This window comes from Campylobacter concisus, from assembly GCF_050447485.1.
In the GTDB taxonomy this organism is placed as follows: domain Bacteria; phylum Campylobacterota; class Campylobacteria; order Campylobacterales; family Campylobacteraceae; genus Campylobacter_A; species Campylobacter_A concisus_BQ.
In genome coordinates this window covers 1,487,228-1,508,160 of sequence record NZ_JALMFY010000001.1, presented here as the reverse complement: position 1 = coordinate 1,508,160, position 20,933 = coordinate 1,487,228, and the positions used below count along the sequence as shown (strand labels likewise).

18 protein-coding genes are annotated in these 20,933 nt (G+C 33.5%); 1 reads left to right on the top strand and 17 read right to left on the bottom strand.

Translation table 11 applies throughout. The features are described from left to right. Positions 1 to 3 precede the first annotated feature (3 nt). Entirely contained in the window at positions 4 to 231 is a 228-nt protein-coding gene (locus MTT29_RS07635; RefSeq protein WP_004318043.1) for a hypothetical protein, read from the top strand. Positions 232 to 360: 129 nt separating this feature from the next. Here MTT29_RS07635 and aqpZ read toward each other — a convergent pair whose 3' ends face one another. The 17 genes from aqpZ to tssC form a co-directional block, all read right to left on the bottom strand. Continuing rightward, positions 361 to 1,068, bottom strand: coding sequence for an aquaporin Z (gene aqpZ / locus MTT29_RS07630; RefSeq protein ID WP_103608985.1), 708 nt, complete (start codon positions 1,066 to 1,068; stop codon positions 361 to 363). Positions 1,069 to 1,230: 162 nt separating this feature from the next. After that, a complete protein-coding gene (locus tag MTT29_RS07625; protein WP_429800242.1) occupies positions 1,231 to 1,833 on the bottom strand; it encodes a hypothetical protein in 603 nt (200 codons plus the stop codon). Beyond that, entirely contained in the window at positions 1,830 to 5,159 is a 3,330-nt protein-coding gene (locus tag MTT29_RS07620) for an N-acetylmuramidase domain-containing protein (RefSeq protein ID WP_429800241.1), read from the bottom strand. The genes MTT29_RS07625 and MTT29_RS07620 overlap by 4 nt, the downstream gene beginning before the upstream one ends. Continuing rightward, on the bottom strand, positions 5,156 to 5,653 hold the full coding sequence (locus MTT29_RS07615) for a hypothetical protein (RefSeq protein WP_429800240.1): 498 nt from the start codon (positions 5,651 to 5,653) through the stop codon (positions 5,156 to 5,158). Before MTT29_RS07615 ends, MTT29_RS07620 begins: the two co-directional genes overlap by 4 nt. A gap of 18 nt (positions 5,654 to 5,671) precedes the next feature. Continuing rightward, positions 5,672 to 8,464, bottom strand: coding sequence for a type VI secretion system Vgr family protein (locus MTT29_RS07610; RefSeq protein ID WP_429800239.1), 2,793 nt, complete (start codon positions 8,462 to 8,464; stop codon positions 5,672 to 5,674). A 50-nt stretch (positions 8,465 to 8,514) separates the two neighbouring features. After that, complete coding sequence (locus tag MTT29_RS07605; RefSeq protein WP_234399547.1) at positions 8,515 to 9,060, bottom strand: hypothetical protein; 546 nt, start codon at positions 9,058 to 9,060, stop codon at positions 8,515 to 8,517. Next, positions 9,057 to 9,611: a hypothetical protein gene (locus MTT29_RS07600; protein WP_429800238.1), complete on the bottom strand. Its 555-nt coding sequence runs from the start codon at positions 9,609 to 9,611 to the stop codon at positions 9,057 to 9,059. The genes MTT29_RS07605 and MTT29_RS07600 overlap by 4 nt, the downstream gene beginning before the upstream one ends. Continuing rightward, positions 9,608 to 10,171, bottom strand: coding sequence for a hypothetical protein (locus MTT29_RS07595; RefSeq protein WP_429800237.1), 564 nt, complete (start codon positions 10,169 to 10,171; stop codon positions 9,608 to 9,610). Before MTT29_RS07595 ends, MTT29_RS07600 begins: the two co-directional genes overlap by 4 nt. Beyond that, positions 10,168 to 10,728 carry a hypothetical protein gene (locus MTT29_RS07590; RefSeq protein ID WP_429800236.1) on the bottom strand — a complete coding sequence of 187 codons (561 nt, stop codon included), beginning with the start codon at positions 10,726 to 10,728 and terminating at the stop codon, positions 10,168 to 10,170. The genes MTT29_RS07595 and MTT29_RS07590 overlap by 4 nt, the downstream gene beginning before the upstream one ends. Further along, a complete protein-coding gene (locus MTT29_RS07585; RefSeq protein ID WP_429800235.1) occupies positions 10,725 to 11,216 on the bottom strand; it encodes a hypothetical protein in 492 nt (163 codons plus the stop codon). Before MTT29_RS07585 ends, MTT29_RS07590 begins: the two co-directional genes overlap by 4 nt. A gap of 178 nt (positions 11,217 to 11,394) precedes the next feature. Next, positions 11,395 to 11,916 (bottom strand): Hcp family type VI secretion system effector, encoded by a 522-nt coding sequence (locus MTT29_RS07580; protein ID WP_012001093.1) that lies wholly within the window; start codon positions 11,914 to 11,916, stop codon positions 11,395 to 11,397. Between the two features lie 64 nt (positions 11,917 to 11,980). Then, complete coding sequence (locus tag MTT29_RS07575) at positions 11,981 to 12,898, bottom strand: hypothetical protein (RefSeq protein ID WP_429800234.1); 918 nt, start codon at positions 12,896 to 12,898, stop codon at positions 11,981 to 11,983. Positions 12,899 to 12,907: 9 nt separating this feature from the next. Next, positions 12,908 to 16,396 carry a type VI secretion system membrane subunit TssM gene (gene tssM, locus MTT29_RS07570; RefSeq protein ID WP_429800233.1) on the bottom strand — a complete coding sequence of 1,163 codons (3,489 nt, stop codon included), beginning with the start codon at positions 16,394 to 16,396 and terminating at the stop codon, positions 12,908 to 12,910. Positions 16,397 to 16,473: 77 nt separating this feature from the next. Continuing rightward, on the bottom strand, positions 16,474 to 17,370 hold the full coding sequence (locus MTT29_RS07565) for a type VI secretion system baseplate subunit TssG (RefSeq protein WP_103558246.1): 897 nt from the start codon (positions 17,368 to 17,370) through the stop codon (positions 16,474 to 16,476). Further along, positions 17,367 to 19,085, bottom strand: coding sequence for a type VI secretion system baseplate subunit TssF (tssF, locus tag MTT29_RS07560; RefSeq protein WP_429800232.1), 1,719 nt, complete (start codon positions 19,083 to 19,085; stop codon positions 17,367 to 17,369). The genes MTT29_RS07565 and tssF overlap by 4 nt, the downstream gene beginning before the upstream one ends. Next, a complete protein-coding gene (locus tag MTT29_RS07555; protein WP_012001091.1) occupies positions 19,085 to 19,474 on the bottom strand; it encodes a hypothetical protein in 390 nt (129 codons plus the stop codon). The genes tssF and MTT29_RS07555 overlap by 1 nt, the downstream gene beginning before the upstream one ends. An 8-nt stretch (positions 19,475 to 19,482) precedes the next feature. Then, positions 19,483 to 20,931, bottom strand: a complete 1,449-nt coding sequence (tssC, locus tag MTT29_RS07550) for a type VI secretion system contractile sheath large subunit (protein ID WP_103565630.1) — start codon at positions 20,929 to 20,931, stop codon at positions 19,483 to 19,485. Between the last annotated feature and the right edge of the window lie 2 nt (positions 20,932 to 20,933).

The window sequence follows — 20,933 nt, the reverse complement described above, 5'->3', positions numbered from 1 at the left end:
TTGATGACTAAGATTTTAAATTTCTTATTTTCTTGGGGATTTTTTGTTTTTGCTATCGCTCTTGGCGTAGCATTATGGTTTGCGATAAATTACGTGGATACTATTAGGCTTGAGTCAAGCTTTTATGATATCGGCGAGATATTTATGATGGCAGCTGTCTTTGGTATCGTTTTTTACCTTATCGCAGCGATATTTGTTATACCTATTAGGGCGATGACAAAAAAGGCCTAAAACCTCTATTCATCTAAGAATTAAATTTCTTAGATGACCCCTCAAAAATATCTTATAAATTTCTTTTTACTTATTTAAATTTGAAAGAGTAGAAAGGGCGAAGATCGCCCTTTGAAGTATAAAATTTGATTATTTTGCGCTTTTGCAGCCGCATGTGCAGCCTAAAATCCTATAAATGATAGCTCCAATGATCGCTCCAACGATAGGTGCAACCCAGAAAAGCCAAAGCTGCTCTAGTGCCCAAGTGCCTTGAAATATCGCGACACCAGTTGAGCGAGCTGGATTAACCGATGTGTTTGTGATAGGTATCGAGATAAGGTGTATCAGTGTCAAGCCAAGGCCAATAGCGATCGGTGCAAAGCCCTTTGGAGCACGCTCATCAGTCGCACCTAGGATAATGATAAGGAAAAACGCAGTTAGAACTATCTCTGCAACTAGCGCTGAGACTAGATTGTAGCCATTTGGTGAGTGCTCGCCGTATCCGTTGCTAGCAAAACCGCTTGCAGTAGCGTCAAATCCAGCCTTGCCTGAAGCGATAAGATATAGCACGCCAGCAGCTGCGATCGCTCCGATAACCTGTGCGATGACGTAAGGCACGAAGTCTTTTTTGTCAAATCTTCCGCCGACCAATAGACCAACTGAGACAGCTGGGTTGAAGTGACCGCCACTGATGTGACCAACTGCGTAAGCCATCGTAAGAACTGTAAGACCAAAAGCAAACGCAACACCCACAAAACCAATACCAAGCTCTGGAAAAGCTGCTGCAAATATCGCACTACCGCAACCTCCAAAAACTAACCAAAATGTGCCAAAAAACTCGGCTAAATATCTCTTCATTTTCTCCCTTTTAGGTAAATTAAAAGGGGTGAGTTTAGCAAAAATGTGTGACATTACAAAATATTATAAAGATAAAGTTTTATATAAATTTACTTGTGGATTTGGATTAAATTTAGAGTGTTTTACATAGTAACTTATATTAAAATTTAATACCCTATTACGTCAATAATATATTTTCTCATTATATTTTGGCACGATAAGTTGGTTTTCTCCAAGTTTTATTTTATTCATATCTATTTGGTTATTGTTTTTTGCATCAAACATAAAATTTTTTATATTTTTGCATTTGTTTGCCTCTTTTGTTAAGCACTCTACCTTGTATATGGCTTTCTTTGTTAGAAGGTTATAGTCCAAGTTTTGATCTCTTACATTTTTATCTAGCATATCTACGGTAACGCCTATTAATTTCCAAATTTTATCTTTTAAGTCAAGTCTGTATTTGTGGGTATATCCCCACTCAAATCTACCGCCGCCACCACTATGATTTATTGTGATCACTCTATTTTTTATCTCCAAACCTTCAAAAGGATCTCCCATGGCACCACCGTCATTAGAATTCATTATTACATTACTAAATTCTTGCCATTCACTCCATTTGTTTTCACTATCTTTTTTGAAAATTTGCAAAACTCTATGCAAGTCACTATCTTGCCAAACTACTGCCCTTTCATCCACGCCATCACCATCTAGATCCCCAAAAGCTTCTGAAATTTCAGAAGCAAATAAAAATGTATTTAGTAAAACTACTATATAAAATATTTTCATTTAGATGCCTTAAACTGATTATAATATCTTTTAATGTTATTTGCATATTCTGGATTTTTATCTTTCCAGTTAGGACCATTGTATAGTGTTGCTATTCTTTCCCAGTTCTTATTCTTCAATGCATCAACCATACCGCTCGTATTTTTAAGATATGAAACAAAATACTTGAATTGCTGCAATTCACACATATTCATAGCTATTTCTAACTCCATAGGTGACGAATATAAATTAGCATAGTTAAATCCCATGACTTGAAATTTCCCCCATGAACAAGACTGTACAGCACAACTATAATCTATACTTTTCGCAATTTTAAGTTTTTCGTATGATGTCATATCATTATAACCACCATCACTTTTATTTACGATACTTGGATATTTTTTAGATAATGCATCTACGCTAGCTTTAGTATAACCTTTTTTAATAAGAAGCCAATACATCTTATGTCTTTCAAATAAAATAGTGGCTTGTTTTACTGCTTTAAACGAAGTATGTTTAGACTCTTGGCTTGCTATTGCCATTAATACTTCTTTTTCTACACCAAGATCTTTGGCCGTTGTTGCATAGTCATTATCGTTTATATTACAACCATTTCCACCACAACTCTTTTTGACTAAGCCTTGGCTTAAACAAAAACATACATCATCTTCAATTATTTCAACACCAATAGATTCTCCATTTTCTAGTTTAACTTTTTGTTTTATTTCGTTAAATTTAGAAATAAATTTACTTTTATTTTCATTGTTTATTAGATTTATTCCGCCTTTATTACCCAATATCGTATTTTTTGTCTTAACATCAGCTACATAAATTTCAAATGGCACTCTACTAGACTTACCATTATTACTTATTACTTGATAAGCAGGTTCTTTTAGCTTATGATCCTTGAAGATACCTATACTTTGACTATTTATACTTGAGCTTACGTAATATTTTCCACCAGAGTTAGTTGATTTTTTTGCCTCATTGATCTCGCAACTAAATTTATCTGATAAACTTGCATCAAAGCCTAGACTTTTATCGGTATGACCAAATTCATATATATAAAGCTTGCTGTTTTCATATTTAAGCTTTATAGGCACTTTAAAATTAATTTTTCCGTGTGCTTTTCCATATCTTGTTGTATATCTTGGAGCTTTCAAACATGCAAAAAACACAATAGTGCTATCATCTTCTTTTAGCTTTTCAAGTAGCTCTTGATCTTTTATGTCCGTTTGCGGGGTGAAGTTTATCTCCTTGCCTTTAAATTTCTCGCCTTCTAGTTTTATGTCATTTGTTACTATATTTGCTCTTACTTCACCATTGTACTCATCTTTTTTGATTATCTTATAAGACCAGTTTATTTCTTTATAGTTATCATCTCCCTTATTTGGCTTATATTTTGCCTTTAGGTTTATTGTATCTTTTGTGGTTATTGTTGTTCTATCTTTTTTGTTTGGGACATCTACTGTTACATTGAATATATTATTTGCTATATCGATGAGTGATGTTTTTAGCTCGTATGTAGCTTGTCCGCTTTGTTTCTGATTGGCTTCAAGCGATACGACACCGTTATCGCTCATGCTGTGGATTTCACTAGTAGAGTAGTCCTTGCTTAGATCACGAGCGGCAAGTATAAATTTTGTAGTCTTCTTAAATGCTCCTTGATTTTTATCTAAGATCAAATTGATATTAAATTTGGCCGTATATGAGTTTTTCTCTAACTCATCATCGCTGGTAGTTTCATTTTTCTTAAGATAATATGATTTGTATACCCTCTTATCTTCTCCGTTGTGCAAATATATCTCTTTTATGTCAGTGCTATTTTGATTTTCATCAGTGATTATTAAATTTGTTATGACTAGATTAAAATTTCCATTATTGGTAGTAGGGACACTGCTGTTGTTGCTTGCTAATTTAAGCTTTATATCAAACATTGACGAAGCCTTATCACTTCTTAAAGAGCCATTTTCTTTGGCAAAATTTAGTAGGTTAAAATTTAGATTATCAAAGAAATTTAATACTATTTTATTTGCGCTATTGTAGGAATATTTTTTGTCTTGTGATATAAAATTTCCAACTTCATCTTTGTAAAGTATAGTTTCTTTACTTGTAAAAGGGTTTATAAATTTTATATTACTAGCGTTGTAATTTATTTTGTACGAGTTAAATTTATAGTTGGTTAGTATTAGTCTACTTTCGCTGCTATTGCCTGATGGGTTGAGATTAGAACAATCTAAATAGTTTCCACTTGCTAAAATAATAGTTAGCCTTGTATTTTTTGGTTGATATGGTGCTGTTGGCTGAGCAGATTGATGAGGATATATTAGTAAAATTTCTTCTTTTTTACCTTCTTTAAATTCTGAGTTTTTCTCGCGTTCTTGCAGTGCTTTATTTATAGCTGATATATTGTTAGTACCATCACTTTTTAAGTATACAACATATATATTTTTATTATCAAATGTAGTATTGATAACTTCTTTTAGAAGAGAGTGGAGCTTATCCACAAATGGAGCAAGAGTAGCATTGATTTTATTATATTTAAATGAAAAGTAGTTATTAAGCTTCCTACTTACGGCATCCGCTTTAAAATCTGTGATATTTTTTTCGGTAAAATTTCTTCCTTCGTATGCTCGTATATATTTAGCTATTGTTTGATCATTGTGTTTTGATATATTTATGTGACTAAAAATATTTATTATCGCTTCAAAATCGTCTTTATATTTAAGGTCAAAAATATCTGATTCCCACAACCTTCTTTTGGTTAGGCCGTTTAGCTCCTTGCCTCTTTGAGTGTTTATGGTATAACGTAGATGAAACCATATTAAAAATCTATCTCTTTGCGATACAGCTTTCATAAGATCTGAGCCATAGTGATTGTATGCTCTTGAGACTAATGCCAGCCTTTCGTAGGATTTTGGAATGTTACTATTGACTTTATTTTCATAAGTACTAAGAGTTAAAGAGTACAGTTTATATGCATTATCTCTTGTTTTTAAATCTAAGCTTAAATTTTGAATAGAGCCAAATTTACTTAATGCTGCCGAGGTTGTTATTTTTCCATTTTTATAGTCTCTTAAAACCAAAGTCTCTTCTTGCGTTAATTGCCATTCATCTCCAAAGACACCTCTATACATTTTTGTAATTTGAGCTATATCATTTACTTTTAAATCAAATCCATAGCCAATAGCGATATTTCCTTGATTAACATTTTTATAATTATCAGCGTGAGGCTTGAGAAAGCGTCCTGACTTAACTAATTCAGAGTTTGGATCCACTTCTGTATTACACATGAATATGCCCAATAATTTGCCATATTCATCTTTACTTAGCTCTTTAAAGATCATTTATCTTTCCTTATAAATTCTCCGTCCCAATACGGATCAGTTCCTTCTCCACAACCATAATCTATAAGTATATTTGCACACTCATTTGCATTTATTTCTGGCTTAGTAAATTTAAAACCTTTATCAGTCTTTATGATATTTGCGCTGCACTTTTTACTTTTGTCATTTGTTGCTAATTTTAAAACTGCTTCTTTAGAAGAAAGAATTTGCAAATTCATCGCTTTGTCCTCAACTTCTATCAGACAAATATTTGCACCTTCGCTATCTTCATCTCCTTTAACGCCATATGTACGGTAACTTTCAAACCTAACATTGCAAATATTGTTTTTACACATCGATATATTCAAATCCTGAATATGCCCACGATAATTTTCTTTATCTAGCATAATCTGATCTTCAAACGAATAATTTCCTACCCACTCTTTTGACTCAAAATTTTCATTATCTGAGTATAAATTTACAATTAAAAATAGTATAAAAAAGACATTCTTCATATTATTCTCCATTTATTTTTACAACGCCTTGATATCTCCGCCGATGACTCTTAGTCCCATGCTGTCAAATATCGCTTTTATGCCACCAACTTCTATCACGACACTTGCGCCATCTATCGTTACTTTGGTACTGCCTACTTGGTGGATGATCTCATTTTTAGCATTGACCTCGTATGTCGTCTCGATCTCGCTATACTTAGAGTCTGCCATCTCGGTGTGCTGCGCGGCTGTTTTTGTTGTGAAATTTGACTTAGCATTTATGTCGATGTAGTTGTTTGCCTGAAGCACTATGTGCTCGTTACTAAACTCATTTATGCCCTTTTGAGAATTTAGCTTGTAGCTACCGTCTATGTTTTGCTCTTTGGTGCCTTTTATCTCTTTAGTCTCATCGTTGTGTATGGTTGTGTTGAGGTTTGATTTTATCTCGACAAATTTGTCATTGCCGACAAACTCATGTCTATCTTGACCAACTCTAGTTGTATCATCAACAGCTACATTTAGTGTATTTGAGACGCCTACTACCGTATCTTTTGAAAGTCCGACCGTCGTTAGATATTCGCCGCCGACATTTACGTTTTTAGCAAGATCTATCGTTTGGATGTGTGCTTTTTTGACCCTTTCAGTGTAGCTACCATGCACTTGAGAGCTTTTGTCGTTTAGTATCGTTTGAGAAAAGTCGTTATTTACTAGCTCGTCGTAGTCTTTCTCAGCTTTTACATAAATTTGCTCTTTGTTTTTTAAGTTTGACAAAGTGATCTCGTTTATGCCAGTCTCGTTTGCACCGATCGTTTTTGAGCTAAGCGATGTTTGATGGTAGTTGTTATCTACATTTACTAGTGGCATATTTGAGGCATTATAGAGGCTACCGCTTACCACTGGGTTATCTATGTCGTTTTGCAAAAATGAGATGATCACCTCATCGCCGACCCTAGGTATCGCAAAGAAGCCAGAACTGTTGCTTGCGATAGGTGTGATCACTCTTAGATAGGCACTTTTATGATAGCTTGCGTTTATGATGTCGTCTTTATCTATCTGCTCTTGTGTGCTAAAGGCGTTTAGTCTTACCTTTACTCTGCCGTAACTATCCGTATGGATGGTGTTTGTTTGGCTATTTAGCCCATCTTGTCCTACGACAAGGCCTAGAGTGATGTCTGGTGCTTTTGGCTTTTGTTTATAGCTTGGCACAAATTTCACGCTGCTTGGGATGATGCTTAGTTCATTTGTGTATGAGCTTATAAATTTTTTATCTTTTAAAGGGACGTTATCACCTAAATTTAGAGTATTTTCTAAAACGCTTTCGTCTATATAAGTGTGTTTTATAGCTATTATTTTAAACTCATATTCGCCGCTACTTTGATCTATGGCGACTGAGATATTGTCGTTTAAATTTAGAGCAAAGACGTTTGAGCTAGCGACAAATTCTTTCAAAAGCATATCGCTTCTTAGCTTTTTAAGATAGGTGCTAACCTCAAGCAACCTCGTATCACTGAATGAATACTCATCTAAATTTATATGCTTATCATAGATATTTACCTGCTCGTCAAATATCTTCTCATTTTTGCTCTCTAGCACGTTTGGATAGGCTGTGTTTTGAAATGAGTGGGTGAAGCTGTTTGCTTTTAGAGTTTCGCTCTTTGTGATTTTATTTATGTGTTCGCTTGCAAGATTGTTATTTAAATTTACATTAAAGCTTACTTTTCTAGCCTCTTTGCCTTTGCTCGGTTCGCTTTGTGCTAGGCCTTCAGCTTGGTTGCTATAAGCTAGGATAAAGGTATCGTGAAAGTAAATTTTCTCATTATCTTCATAAAAATATATACCGCTATCATGGCAAAGTCTTGTTATAAAGGCTAGGTCGCTTTCGTTGTACTGCGCTATAAATTCTTTTTTATTGTAGCTATTTTTGATGTTTGAGAAGTCTAGCTCTTTAGTTAGCCTTTGCTTGTTAAAAGACAAAATTTCTTTTACCACTTCAAGCACGCTTTGATCTGTGTAAATTCTATTTGCTCTATTTATACTTAGTCTATATAGCGAAGATGTGAGTTTAAATTTGAAGAAGTATTTTTTGTCTATATTTGTGCTGCTGTCATCATCAACGCCTAGATACTCGACATCGCTTACTATGCCACTAAAGTAGATATAGTCGCTGCCATTATTGCCTGGGATGATACTCTTGTTTGTAGAAGATGGTCTTTTTATGCTTAGCTTCATGCCTTTATCAAGGTATCTATATATGCCAGTTTGAGCGTTATCGTTATAAATGCTCTCTAAATTTTCATAAAGCGGATTTTTGACTAAATTTATATAGGCAAAGCACTCTATGCTAAATATATCCTCTAAACTCTCATTTATATCAGCTCTTGTGACTATAAATTTATCGTTTGCTATCTGAAGAGTAGAGAAGGCATCGTTAGATACGCCGTAGTCTACAAAGCCGTCTGTTGCCACTGAGTTGCCAGATGCTAGCATGACTGGCTTAGTTAGTGATGATGTTGGTGATGTTATGTTTTTGTCCATTTGTTGCTCTTTCAATCTTTTTTCGTTTTCTTCTTCTTGTAATCTTTTTTCAAACATTTCAATATCAGCGTCTGTGAGGTTACGCATAGTTTTTACACTTTCTTCTATTCCGCCTCTTTTTGCTTCTTTGTATTCATTATAAAATTTTTCTTTTTGATCATCTATTCCAGTTTTCGCTACTTCAGTAGAAAGCTCACATGTTTTGCAACCCAAAGCGCCAAATACCTTACCAGTATTGTCAATTACTTCGTTAAATTTTGTAAATGTATCTTGTTTTTCATAATTTTTTATTTCCAAATTATCGTTTGCTGTATCTAATTTTTTTTTATTAATATTAAAGAAATCCATTATTTATTTCCACCATTCAATAATTTTTCTAAATCTTTTTCATCATTTATAATTTTCAGAATAATCTTTAAAACTTTATAGTCTTTTGGATCTTGCCCATGGTCTAATAGTTGTTTGATTAATTTAAACTTTTCTTCTTTAAATTCTTTATATTTTTGAGTTTTTATAAATTCAAGTAGCTCGGGGCTTGCCTTTTTATTGTCTATGCCGACACCATTTTCTCTAAAGAAAAATGCAAAGCTCATACCTATGGATGTTGCTAAACTAGCATTAGCCGCTGTACCTTTTTCCAAAAGAGTATCAAAAGTTTTTGTTTTATTTGCATCATAAGCATACTCTAATAAATTTGGTCTTATTGAAAGGTCTGGAATTTCAATAGTCATGTTAGCATCACAACCAATCTTATCTATGTAATATTCTATGACTTTAGCGGTATTTTCATCGGTTGTATTTTTGTCAAATACCACAGCAAACATATTTAAGCAGTTTACTTCATGCGAATATAAAGATGTTATGAGAAGTATGATTATTGCTAATTGCCTCATTGTGCTAATTCCTTTTTTGTTCCATTATTTAATAGGTTATCTAAATCTTTTTCATCACCTACTATCTTTAATATAACCCTCAAATAGCCATAATGATAAGGATCTTGACCATGTTCTAAAAGCTTTTTGATTAATTTAAATTTTTCTTCTTTAAATTCTTTATATTTTTGAGTTTTTATAAATTCTAGTAGCTCAGGGCTTGCTTTTTTGTCTTTTATGCCATCGCTATTTTCTCTAAAAAAGACTAGGAATTCTGTTGCTATAATTGCAGTTAGCCATTTATCTGGCGTAATACCTTTATTCAAAAGTAAGTCAAACGTTTTAGTCTTATTATTTTCATAAGCAGCATCTAGTAAATTGAAGCCATCATTAGCGAAACTTGGGACTATATTAGTATCACACCCAAGCTCATCTATGTAATATTCTATACATTTAGCAGTATTTTCATCGGTTGTATTTTTGTCAAATACCACAGCAAACATATTTAAACAATTTGCTTCATGCGAATATAAAGATGTTATGAGAAATATGATTATAGCTAATTGCTTCATTGTACTAATTCCTTTTTATTCCCATTATTTAATAAATTCTCTAAATCTTTTTCATCATTTATGAGCATTAATATATTTTTTAAGAAGCCATAATCTTTTGGATCTTGCCCATGATCTAATAGTTGTTTGATTAATTTAAACTTTTCTTCTTTAAATTCTTTATATTTTTGAGTTTTTATAAATTCTAGTAGCTCAGGGCTTGCTTTTTTGTTGTCTATACCTACACCATTTTCTCTAAAGAAAAATGCAAAGTCAAATCCTATAGATGTAGCTAATTGCATATTTGGCTTAGCACCATTATCTAAAAGCAGATCGAAAGTCTCATTTTTTTTATAATCATGTGCAAATTCGAGCAAATCATATGTTCTATTAGAAAGCTTTTTATTTTTTAAAGCTATATCTGTCGTGCATCCATATTTTTTAATATATTTCTCAATATATTTTCTTGTATCATTGTCGCTTATATTTTTATCAGCTACTATGTTAAACATATCAGCACAATTTATTGCATGTGAATATAAAGATGTTATGAGAAATATGATTATTACTAATTGCTTCATTGTACTAATTCCTTTTTAGTTCCATCTTTTAATAAATTCTCTAAATCTTTTTCGTCATTTATAATTTTTAAAATAGATTTTAAAACAGCATAGTCTTTTGGATCTTGCCCATGATCTAATAGTTTTTTGATCAGTTTAAATTTCTCTTCTTTAAATTCCTTATATTTTGGTGTTTTTATAAATTTAAGCAATTCTTTACTGGCTCTTTTATTCTCTATTGGAACTCCATTACTATTAAAAAAAAACGAAAAGTCAAGCCCTATTGACGTAGATAGCCAGCCATTTGGAGTAGCACCCTTGTCTAAAAGCATGTCAATAGTTCTAGTCTTGTTTGCATCGTAAGCAAATTCTAATAAATTCGATCTAGCCATTAAATTATTTAATTTTACGCTAGCATTAGCATCACAACCTAGTTTGTCTATATAATATTCTATGTATTTAGCGGTATTTTCATCAGTTATTTTTTTATCAAAAATAAGCCCAAACATATCCGTACAATTTGCTTCATGTGAATATAAAGATGTTATAAGAAATATGATTATTGCTAATTGCTTCATTGTGCTAATTCCTTTTTAGCTCCATCTTTTAATAAATTCTCTAAATCTTCTTCATCATTTACAAGCGTTAATACTTTATGTAAAAGGATATAGCCTTTTGGATCTTGTCCATGTTCTAGGAGTTTTTTGATTAGCTTAAATTTTTCTTCTTTAAATTCTTTATATTTTTGAGTTTTTATAAATTCTAGTAGCTCAGGGCTTGGTGACTGTCCTTCTAACTTAACACCATTTTCTTCAAAAAAAAGCAAAAAGTCTAATCCTATTGAGCCAGCCAACCACGCATTAGGTACCGCGCCTTTTTCTAAAAGTTTGTCAATGCTTTTTGGTTTATTTGCACTATAAGCAAATTCTAATAAGCTAGCTTTCATCGTTAAATTTGGTAAATTTATACTAGCATTAGCATCGCATCCAAGATCATCTATGTAGTATTTTATATACTTAGCCGTTTCAGCGTCACTTAAATTTTTATTGAAAATGAGTCCAAACATATCCGTGCAATTTGCTTCGTGTGAATATAAAGATGTTATGAGAAATATGATCATAGCTAAGTGTTTCATATCGCATTTCACATATCATGGTGTTTTAAAAGATAATGATAAAAAGGGCTCATTTGTGTCCTTCCAACGAGAAGATTGATATCCCTAGGGAGGATCCCTAGGTTATTTTTTAAGCTTTTTTAGTAGCTTCTCTCCAGTCATCGCTTCCGCTTGTACCTGCAGCTACGTGCTCCCAAACTATCTTTCTATAGTTCATTGAAACTTTGAAAAGCTCAGTTTTGTCGCTATTTAGCTTGTCTTGAGCATTTGGGCTTACTAGAGTGATATCTGTTATAGTTGCATCTTCTAGTTTTGTAGTAAAGAAGTGCTCAGCGCCACCGCTAGTTGATGTTCTATACCAGTGGATCTCAACCTCTGGAAGTCTCTCGCCTTGAGTTAATGCGTTGTAAAGAAGTGGAACAGCTTTGTTTAAAGATGTTGTAAAGCTAAATGGCTTATGTACTCTTTGTCCTGATGGTTGGCCACTTTGTGGATCTACTGGAACAGTTACGATGTGAGAAACCTCTTGTGCCATGATCTCATCTTCGTGACCTGACTGATAGCGATTACCGATACTAGCTTCTGTTGAAGCACCACTTGAGATAAGTCCTTGAGTAGAACCTTTCACCTTAATATACACTGGTTGTGACATATTTACTCCTATTAAAAAATTTGGTTATTTTAACTTTTATTAACTTTCTATTTTATTAAAAACATTACTTTTTTAACATATAGCTTTCAAGTGCTTTATGTAATAAATAATTAAACGCCTCTTTATCTTCTCTGGTGCTTTTTGTTACAGCACCAGAGAGATATTTGAAAAACGAATTATTCTCGACTATATCGTACATTTGACTATATAGCTCTTTGCAAATAAGCTTAAGCAAAACAGCATTCACAAGCGTCGTGTTGTCACTTAGAGGCAGCGTTTTTATAATAGTTTCCATATCTTTTGTATTTAACGTCCTGCTCTGCTCGCTTATAGGGCTCATGTTTGGCTGCACTTTTATGCTCTCAACCAAATTCATCAAAAGTTCATCCATGCTCTTTGCTGTTAGCATCCTTTGACTATTTATATCTTCTTCATCGAAATTTTGAGCGCTCTCATTTAAATTTAAAGGCACATCATTAACATTCTCATTTAAAGTGATATCTTTTTCTTCATCTATGAGAGAATTTATCTTTGGCTCTTCTTTAAAATCAACATTTGATATTTTCCCAACTGGCTCAAATTCTTTATTATCAAGCTCATCAAAATTTTTGGTATTTTCTATGATCTTGTGGGCTTTGCCGACATATTCGTCTATCCTAGAAGGATCTATAAATATAAATTTAAGCTCTCCTATCCTAAAAATATCTCCTAGATTTATCACGCTTTCATAATCATCAGGTAACTTCGAATAAGAATCGCTATAAAATATCTCGCATCCTTCATAGCCACAAATGGTAAAAACGCCCTCTTCAAAGCCTATATGAGCGTGCTTTGAAGCTATAGAGCCACTTGTATCGCTGCATGGAAATTTAACCGTATCTAGCGAGCCTATGTCTCCGCCGTTTTCATCAAAAATGACATACTGCGCCAAAAAGCTCGAAGCTTTATCAAAATTTTGTATAACCGCTGCTATTTCTTGCATATTTTTTCCTTAATAAAGCATCTTTCTTGGTAAATCAATCGTTGGTATGATATTCATAAGCTCTAAAAGCTCTCCGCCATTTGGAGTAACTTCAAAGCCAAAATATGACTCTTTTTTACCATCAAAGTTAAGCGTGCTAACGCCAATGCTACTGAAATTTGAAGCCTTTAAGAGCTTGTACCAGCCCCACTCACCATCAAAGCTGATCTCTTTTTTGTCGCTACCTGCATTTGAAACAGCATTAAATTTAAACTGCGTTGAGATATCAAAGCTTTTACTTGAGACAAGTAAATTTGATGGGATCGTGTGATCATACGCCAAAGAGCTATTTCCGTAGCCTATATTTATGTGGCTGAAATTTGCCGATAGATCAACCGCTTTTAAGTTATAGTTTAATTTTAGCTCATCATTTGAGTCAAGCATCAAATTTGAAATTCTATCGATATAAGCGATATTTTCAAGGAAGCTTTTATTAAATCTTAGCTCTTTTGCATATTTTGGTCTTACTTTATAGCCACTGCCAGTTTTGCTTAAAATTTGTTTTAGATATTTATCATAAAAGCTATTCCATGTTCCGTCTTTGCCAAAAAATCTCTTAAATTCTTCGATACTAACAGCTTTTGCTGAGTTTTCATTAAATGGATAATAAGGTTTTATAAGACTTTCAAAGTCATCAAGAACATCATCTTTATAAGCCGTTGCTAAAAGCGATGAAGCTCCGTTTTCTACCTGTTTCCAAGCAAGCTTTGATAGCTTTTGATAGTACTCATTTAGCTCATCTGGAAGCTTTTTGGCGTCATTATTTAGCACGATAAATGGATCATTTTCATTTTTTATGCCATTTATCGCATAAACGATCTTATCGTCACTGCTTTGAAGCATCTCAAAGTTATAGTCACTAACTTTTTTATATACATTTGTGACGTCATTGCTGATAAGATCTAGCGATCCGTCAGAATTTAGCGCATGATAGTTTGTAAATTTAGTGCTAAAGTCTGTAAATACACGTTTTATCTCGCTTGAAGCAAAACCTAGAGAGTAGATGTATTTTAGTAAATTTTCATCATTTAAATTTGTATTTTGGTTGGTTAGTTTTATAAGAGAATTTAGTGGGTTTTCTCTTTTTGACAAAATTTCAAGTTCATCTATGACCTCTTTTTTAGTAGCAAATTCATTTGGCTCGATCGCTCTTAAAATTTGGTTCCATTTATCAGCATAGTTTTGCAAGTAAAGCTCTACAACTGCGATGCTTAGCTCTTTTTTCTCATTTGAGCTGATATCTTTTAAAGATGAGTTGGTATCCATCAGCCATGACTCGATGCCTGCAGTCTCATCGATGTTTGAGCTAAGCTTTGCCAAGAAGTCTCTTAAATTTTCTTTTGTATAAATTTTATTAAATGGATTAAACGCCTCTTTTTCTTGAACTACTTGGTTTAAATTTTCAACCTCTTTTTTGATGTCGTAGAATGATTTTTCATCTTTAAATGATATAAACTCAAGTATCGAGTAGAGCCTTTTTGCTCTTTGAACAGGTGTTAGTTTGGTATTTGCAGCACTTTGGGCGCTCTGATCTGCTGAAATGCTTAAATTTTTAGCATTTAAAATGGCTTCAATGTGTGCTAAAAACTCATCTTTAGCAACGCCATATTTTTCAAATTTATCCCAGTTTGCAGCTATCCAAATTTTAAATAGATCTACGTTTGTATAGTTTTTATCAAAAAGTGAATCATACATATAAAAGGCTTTTATAAGCTTATCTGGGTCACTCTCTGTTTTTAGGATATTTTCCATCTCAGTTAAAACTGTATTTTTGAAAAAGTCAGCACTAAGATCGTAATAAAGCGCTTTAACAGGCGTAAAACCTTTATAAGAGGTATCAAGAGTGATGTACTCAAATTTAGTATCACCGCTAAAGATCCTTGGATAGTCGTTTAGACTTTGTTTTAGCAGATTTAAAAGCTCGATCTTTTGTGTAGCGGTAAGGTCTTTATACTTTTTGCTATCAAGATAGTTAGAAATTTTATCTACGTTGTTAGCCGCAATTTGCTCTTTTGTATTTTTGATATTTAAAATATAGCTAGAGCCAAAATAAACTCCCACACAAAGTGCAGCCACTAGGGCGAAATTTATAAATTTAACAAATCTATTTTGAGCGCCAAATTTCGTTACATTTGCTTTAAAAGCGATCTCTTTTAAAAATGATTTTACAAAGTAGCTTTGTTTGCTGTAATTATTTACCGCTCTAAGAAGTGGTTTTTTGATGCTGTATTTATCACAAATTGTATTTGTAAGGTAGTTTATAGGGATATTTTCTTGATATGCACTTACAAAATAAACTCCATTTATAACAGATGTGTTTTTAAGAGCATTTTGAGAGCTTAGCTTTGTGACAAAGTCTTTTACTAGCACAAAGAAATTTTCTAGCTGTTTTAAGAACAAATATGAGCGTTTTTTATCTTCTAGCATGTGCGAGATCGAGTTTTTGCTCATTAGGTGTTTAAATAGTGAGTCGCTTAAGCCTTTAAGCTCTGTCTCAAGTGTTTGGGCGGTGAAATTTGAGTCTAAATTTATACCAAGAGCTTTATTTGCCACGTCTTCATTAAATAATTTGAAATAATCACCCATACCATCTATAAGATCAAGCTTGCTAAAGACTACGTAAATAGGAAATTTAATGCCAAGGTGCTTCTCACAGTCATTTATCCTCTTTACCATATATCTTATAAGCTCGTCAAAATACTCTTGAGTGCCTTCTAGGAATTTTTTAGTATCGATGATCAGTACGGCACCGCTTAGTCTTGAGTTAAAGTCATTTCTCTTTAAAAAGTGTAAAAACTCGTTCCAAACGCCTTTTTTAAGTAGATAGTCTCTGTTTTTCTCTACATCATCTTCAGGAAGCTCCTCTGTTGCAGTTGGCTGATAGAGGCTCTCTTGCGCAAAGTGAATGCCCTCAGTATCTAATAGTGCTCCAAATTTTGATACATAAAGGTTAAAATTTGTCGTACTTTGGTGTATCTTTTTATAAGTATCTAGGCTATCAGATAGAGGAAATTCGATATTTGAGTAGTTTATAAAAGCACTTTTGCCAGCGCCCTCGTTGCCTATTATCATTATTAATGGCAATTTTTTGAAATTTATATCTTTTTTCCAAGTCATTTTGGCGTCTTTTAGCGAAAGTAAGAAATTTCTCTTTGCCTTGCCAAAACTATCCATTGACTCTTTTTTGATCTCTTTTAGTTTGTCATTTTTCTCATCTTTGCGTGATGCAAAATAGTTCATCAGCGGTCTAAGCAAGACAAAAAACAATATAACTGCCCAAAAAGCAACTAGCACACTAACTCGTGAGCTAATACTAGCAAAGCTATATATATCGTTAAATGCTACAAGTGGGGCATAGAGCCAAAACAAAACACTAAGAGCGATAGAGGTTACTAAAACAACACTGTGTTTAAACCTAAAAAATGTGAAAAATCTGCGTAAGTAGTCGATAAATGCCATAGCTGCAAATCCTTTTACAAATAAATATATTTCTTTTATGTAATTATATCAGATTTTTTTGATTTTGGAGTTAAATTTTATGAACAAAGTCTAAATTTTATAAAATTTGACATTTTTTTATCATTTTTAAGCCTTGAACCAAAGCCAATTTGACTACTTGTATATTTTGACCCAAGCTTAAACTGCATCTTGTGAGAGTAATTTATCTTCAAATATAAATCAGAAACAAATTCATCATTAGTAAAATAAGAAAGAGTCTCTTGAAGCTCTTTAAATTTATCTTTTTTGGGGAAGAAATTCACAGCCTCTTCGTACTCTATGCCGTTTATAAAGACTGCGATCTTGGTTTGCTTTTCAAAAAGCTTTTTGCCAAGAATGAAATTTTTACCAAGCGTCCTATTTTTATGGCCTAAAGAGTTTAAATTTGAGGGGGCTATGAAAATTTGATTTGGTAAATTTTCAAGTATAAAAAGCTTATCTTTTAGCCCAAAGTGGCTCTGAAGCGCAAATTCAACCTCTTTTTTTGGCCTTCTTTGGCTAACTGCAAGTGGCGAAAATGGCAGAAACTTCTTTGCCAGCTGCTTTTCTTTTATATTAAGCATATCAAGTAATATCTTTGAAATTTTATCATCAAGCTCATCTTCAAAAGATCTTGCGTAGTTTTTTAGACTAATGCTGTCAAAAAATAGCCAAAGTAAGTAGTTGTCAAAAAAATCAAAAAATAACTCATAGCTATTGTCATTAGTCTTTGAAATTTTCTCTAAAATGTAGCTTGTTAGGTGCGAGCCGCTTCCTAAAAGACCCATAAAATTTACAATTATCTTTGTAAGCTCCTGCTCATCTAAGCTCTCGAGCTCTTTGATCGGGTAGGCAAAACTCGAGCTATTTTTTAAAAATATCTCGCTCCTATCCCTATCTTTTAGGATGTTTTTTATCAATTTAAAAAAAGAAGCTTGGCTTATCTCTTCGCTCATACTAGCTCTTTCATGCCGCTTAAAAACCCATAATCAAATAAAATTTTGCTCTTTACACACTTTATCTTAAGCTCGCAAAATGAGTTGATAGAAGCAAATTTTGATAAAAACTTAGCCAAATTTATACCTAGGACATAGACATTTCCAAGGCTTTCAAACTCGCTCTCATCTATATAAAATATGCAAAGCACTCCTCTTTTTGCAAAGCCTCCATCGACCCTGTGGATCTGTTTTGTTTTTATCTCATGAAGTGAGCTAGAAAATTTCTTCAAAAACTCATCATCAGGTAGCATAAAAGCATTAAGCAGTGCTAGAAAAGAGCCCTTGTTTAGTATGCTTTGATAGCTAAATGACAAGATACTAACTAGCCTCCAGAGTAAATTTCCATCTACATTTACACGTTTTACGCTAGTTGGGATGGTTAAATTTTTGGTTACTACGCCTTGGTGATTTTGGATTTTGTTTATCTCGCCTAGTTTTAGATTAGTTGGTAGATCGCCGTTACAGCAAAGTGTCTCGATGCTCACGGTCTGCTCTTTAGCGTCATTTTTAAAAAATGAAATTTCTTTGTAAGAGTTTAGTTTCATATCTATTTTGTTGCTCACAAAGTAATAATCCTTTGATCTTTGACTATTTAAAAACTCAAATCTCTCAAAGCTTTTGTAGTTTTTAAGTATCCTTTTTTCATTATTGCTGCTGTGAGCGACGACCTTTGTGATAGAGACTATCTCGTAAGCATTTATGTTTGAGCGGTCTATGAAAATTCTATACTCGCTTCGTTTGTTGTTATTTTGTATAGGCTCAGCACCTTTTGCAAACAAATTTATCGCAGGAGTGGCAAAAAGAGAGAAATACTCTAGCCTTGGCACGTAACCATTTGGCATATCTTTTGAAAAGACAAATTTGATGTTAAAGCTTTTTGCGTCAAATCTCTTTAAAAAACCAAGTCCGTTTATACGTATGAAATTTAGTTTAGCTGAAAAATACGAAAGCTCTTTTATAAGCTCAAATGCCTCAAAACCAAACTCATCGCTCTTTATCAAAGCTTCATCAAATTCATCCAAGCCAAGCTTATCAGCTCCAAGTTTTATCTCCTCATCGCTATCTTCAAAGCTTATAACTATAAATTTCAAGTAGTTTTTTAGCCACATCAAAAGGGTTGAAGAGAAGTATATGTTATCGCCAAGATATAAATTTAAAAAATCAATATCAAGCTCTTTGGTGCTAAGCTCATCTTTGGTGATAGATATGTTTAAATTTAAAAGATAATCGCTTTTGTTGTTTGACATAAAAGCTTTTGATATCTTTAATGGAAGCAAATTTACGTCATATATCGTCTGAAATTTACAAGCTACACCATTTATAGGCTTTGACTCTATGATGCTGCCCTTTGGTATAAATTCTTTTTTTTCTGAAAAGTCATCTCTTAGAGCAAATTCTTGCATGCAAACTGACGGAAAAGGGTTTGTGTAGCTTGGCATTAAGATATTTATCAAAGACTCAGCTATTAAGGGGATATTTTCATCTAGCTCTTGTCTAATCCTTGATGTCAAAATAGCCATATTTTCTATGATACTCTCAACATCGGGATCTTTGCTCTTAGTATCTAAAAATGGTGCAACTTTTGGGAAATTCTTTATAAAAAGAGCTCTTGTTTCATCAAGATACGCCATCTCTTTTTGAAAATAAGCTAAATTATTTTCATTATAATCCATTATAAAATCTCACAATATCTATTGTTTTTAAAAATAACCTTTAGCAAATACTCTTTGAAATTGTCGTTTTTATGCTTATAGTTTATGTTAAAGATGATGCGCCAAGGCTTTAGCGAGTCATCATAGCCGATAGAGGTTATCTCTATTCTATTTTCGTTTGAGGTGATTAGTTCATATATCGCCATGCCAAGCCTATGGCCAAGTTCGTTTATCTCGACCCCAACTGACCAAAGATCAATGATACTATCGTTTAAACGGCCGTAGTTTCCAAGCCTTGAGTTTAAGATAGTATCAATGTGATCTTTGATGTCGCTGTCTAGGTCTTTGAAGTAGGGACGAAATTTTGACTCATCACTAAATTCATATAAAATTTTATCTATCAGCGACATGCTTAAATTTACTCTTTATCTAGCTTACCAACCAAAGAAAGCTCGAAATTTGCCCCCATAAATTTAAAGTGAGGTCTAGCTAGAAGCTCTATCTTATACCAGCCTGGCTCGCCAGCTATATCGCTAACGATGACTTTTGCGCTTCTAAATGGTCTTCTGCTTCTTACATCAGCTGGTGGATTTTCCTGATCTGAGATGTACTGTCTTAGCCACTCATTTAAGCCACGCTCAACATCACTGCGCTCTTTCCAAGTACCGATCTCTTCTCTTTGAAGTACTTTTAGATAGTGAGCCAAACGAGAGATCAAAAATACATATGGAAGCTGTGTGCCAAGTCTGAAATTTGTCTCAGCAGCTTTGCCTTCTGGAGTATTTGGGAAAACTTTAGGTTTTAGCACTGAGTTTGCAGAGAAAAACGCTGCGTTATTGCTATCACGTCTTAGTGTAAGTGTGATAAAGCCGTTTTCTGCAAGCTCAAATTCTCTTCTATCTGTGATCAAAACTTCGGTTGGAATTTTTGTCTGAACGCTTCCGTAGTTTTCATAAGTATAAGTTGGTAGGTCTTTTACAGCGCCGCCACCTTTTGGTCCGATGATGTTTCCGCACCATCTATAGTCCGCAAAACTCTCTGTAAGTCTTGTAGCGAACGCATAAGCGCCGTTGCCCCAAAGCATATCATCGTGCTTATCAACGCTTTCGCGGTAATTAAAGCTTTTTATAGGATTGTCTTCTGGGATATATGGAGATCTAGTAAGAAATCTATTTACCATACAACCTGTATATTTTGCGTCTTCGTTCTCTCTAAAAGTTCTCCATCTTGTGTATTGTGGGCCTTCAAGTAGGCTCTTTAGATCTTTTATGTTTTCAAGCTCGCCAAAGTTATCAAGTCCGAAAAATTTAGAAGATAGCGAAGTTAGAAGCGGAGAGTGGCTCATTGCCGCAATTGACGACATTTTGTTTAAGAAAGTCATATCTTGGTTTGACTTATCTAGCTCATAGTCAGCAACTATCGCGCCAACTGGCTCACCACCAAATTGACCATACTCAGCTGAGTAAATTTGCTTATAAAGTGTGCTTTGAGTTATATCTAGATTGTTTTCAAAGTCATCTAAAATTTCTTCTTTTGTAGCGTCTAAAAGATCGATCTTTACGTTTTCGTTGAAATTTGTTCTCTCGACTAAAAATCTAATGCCACGCCAAGTAGATTCTAGCTCTTGGAAAGATTTATTGTGCAAAATTTCATCCATCTGAGCTGATAAAAGCGTGTCTATATGAGCTATCATCTCATCAAGTGCAAGCTTATTTATCTTCTCTTCAGCATTATTTGTTGTGATGACATTTGAGATAAACTCGGCAACTCCTTGCTTTACTACGCTATAACTTTCATCATCTTTTGTATATTTGCTCCTTTGCATTATGCTTTCAATGATAGGAGTTTTTACTTTAGTTTCAGACATTT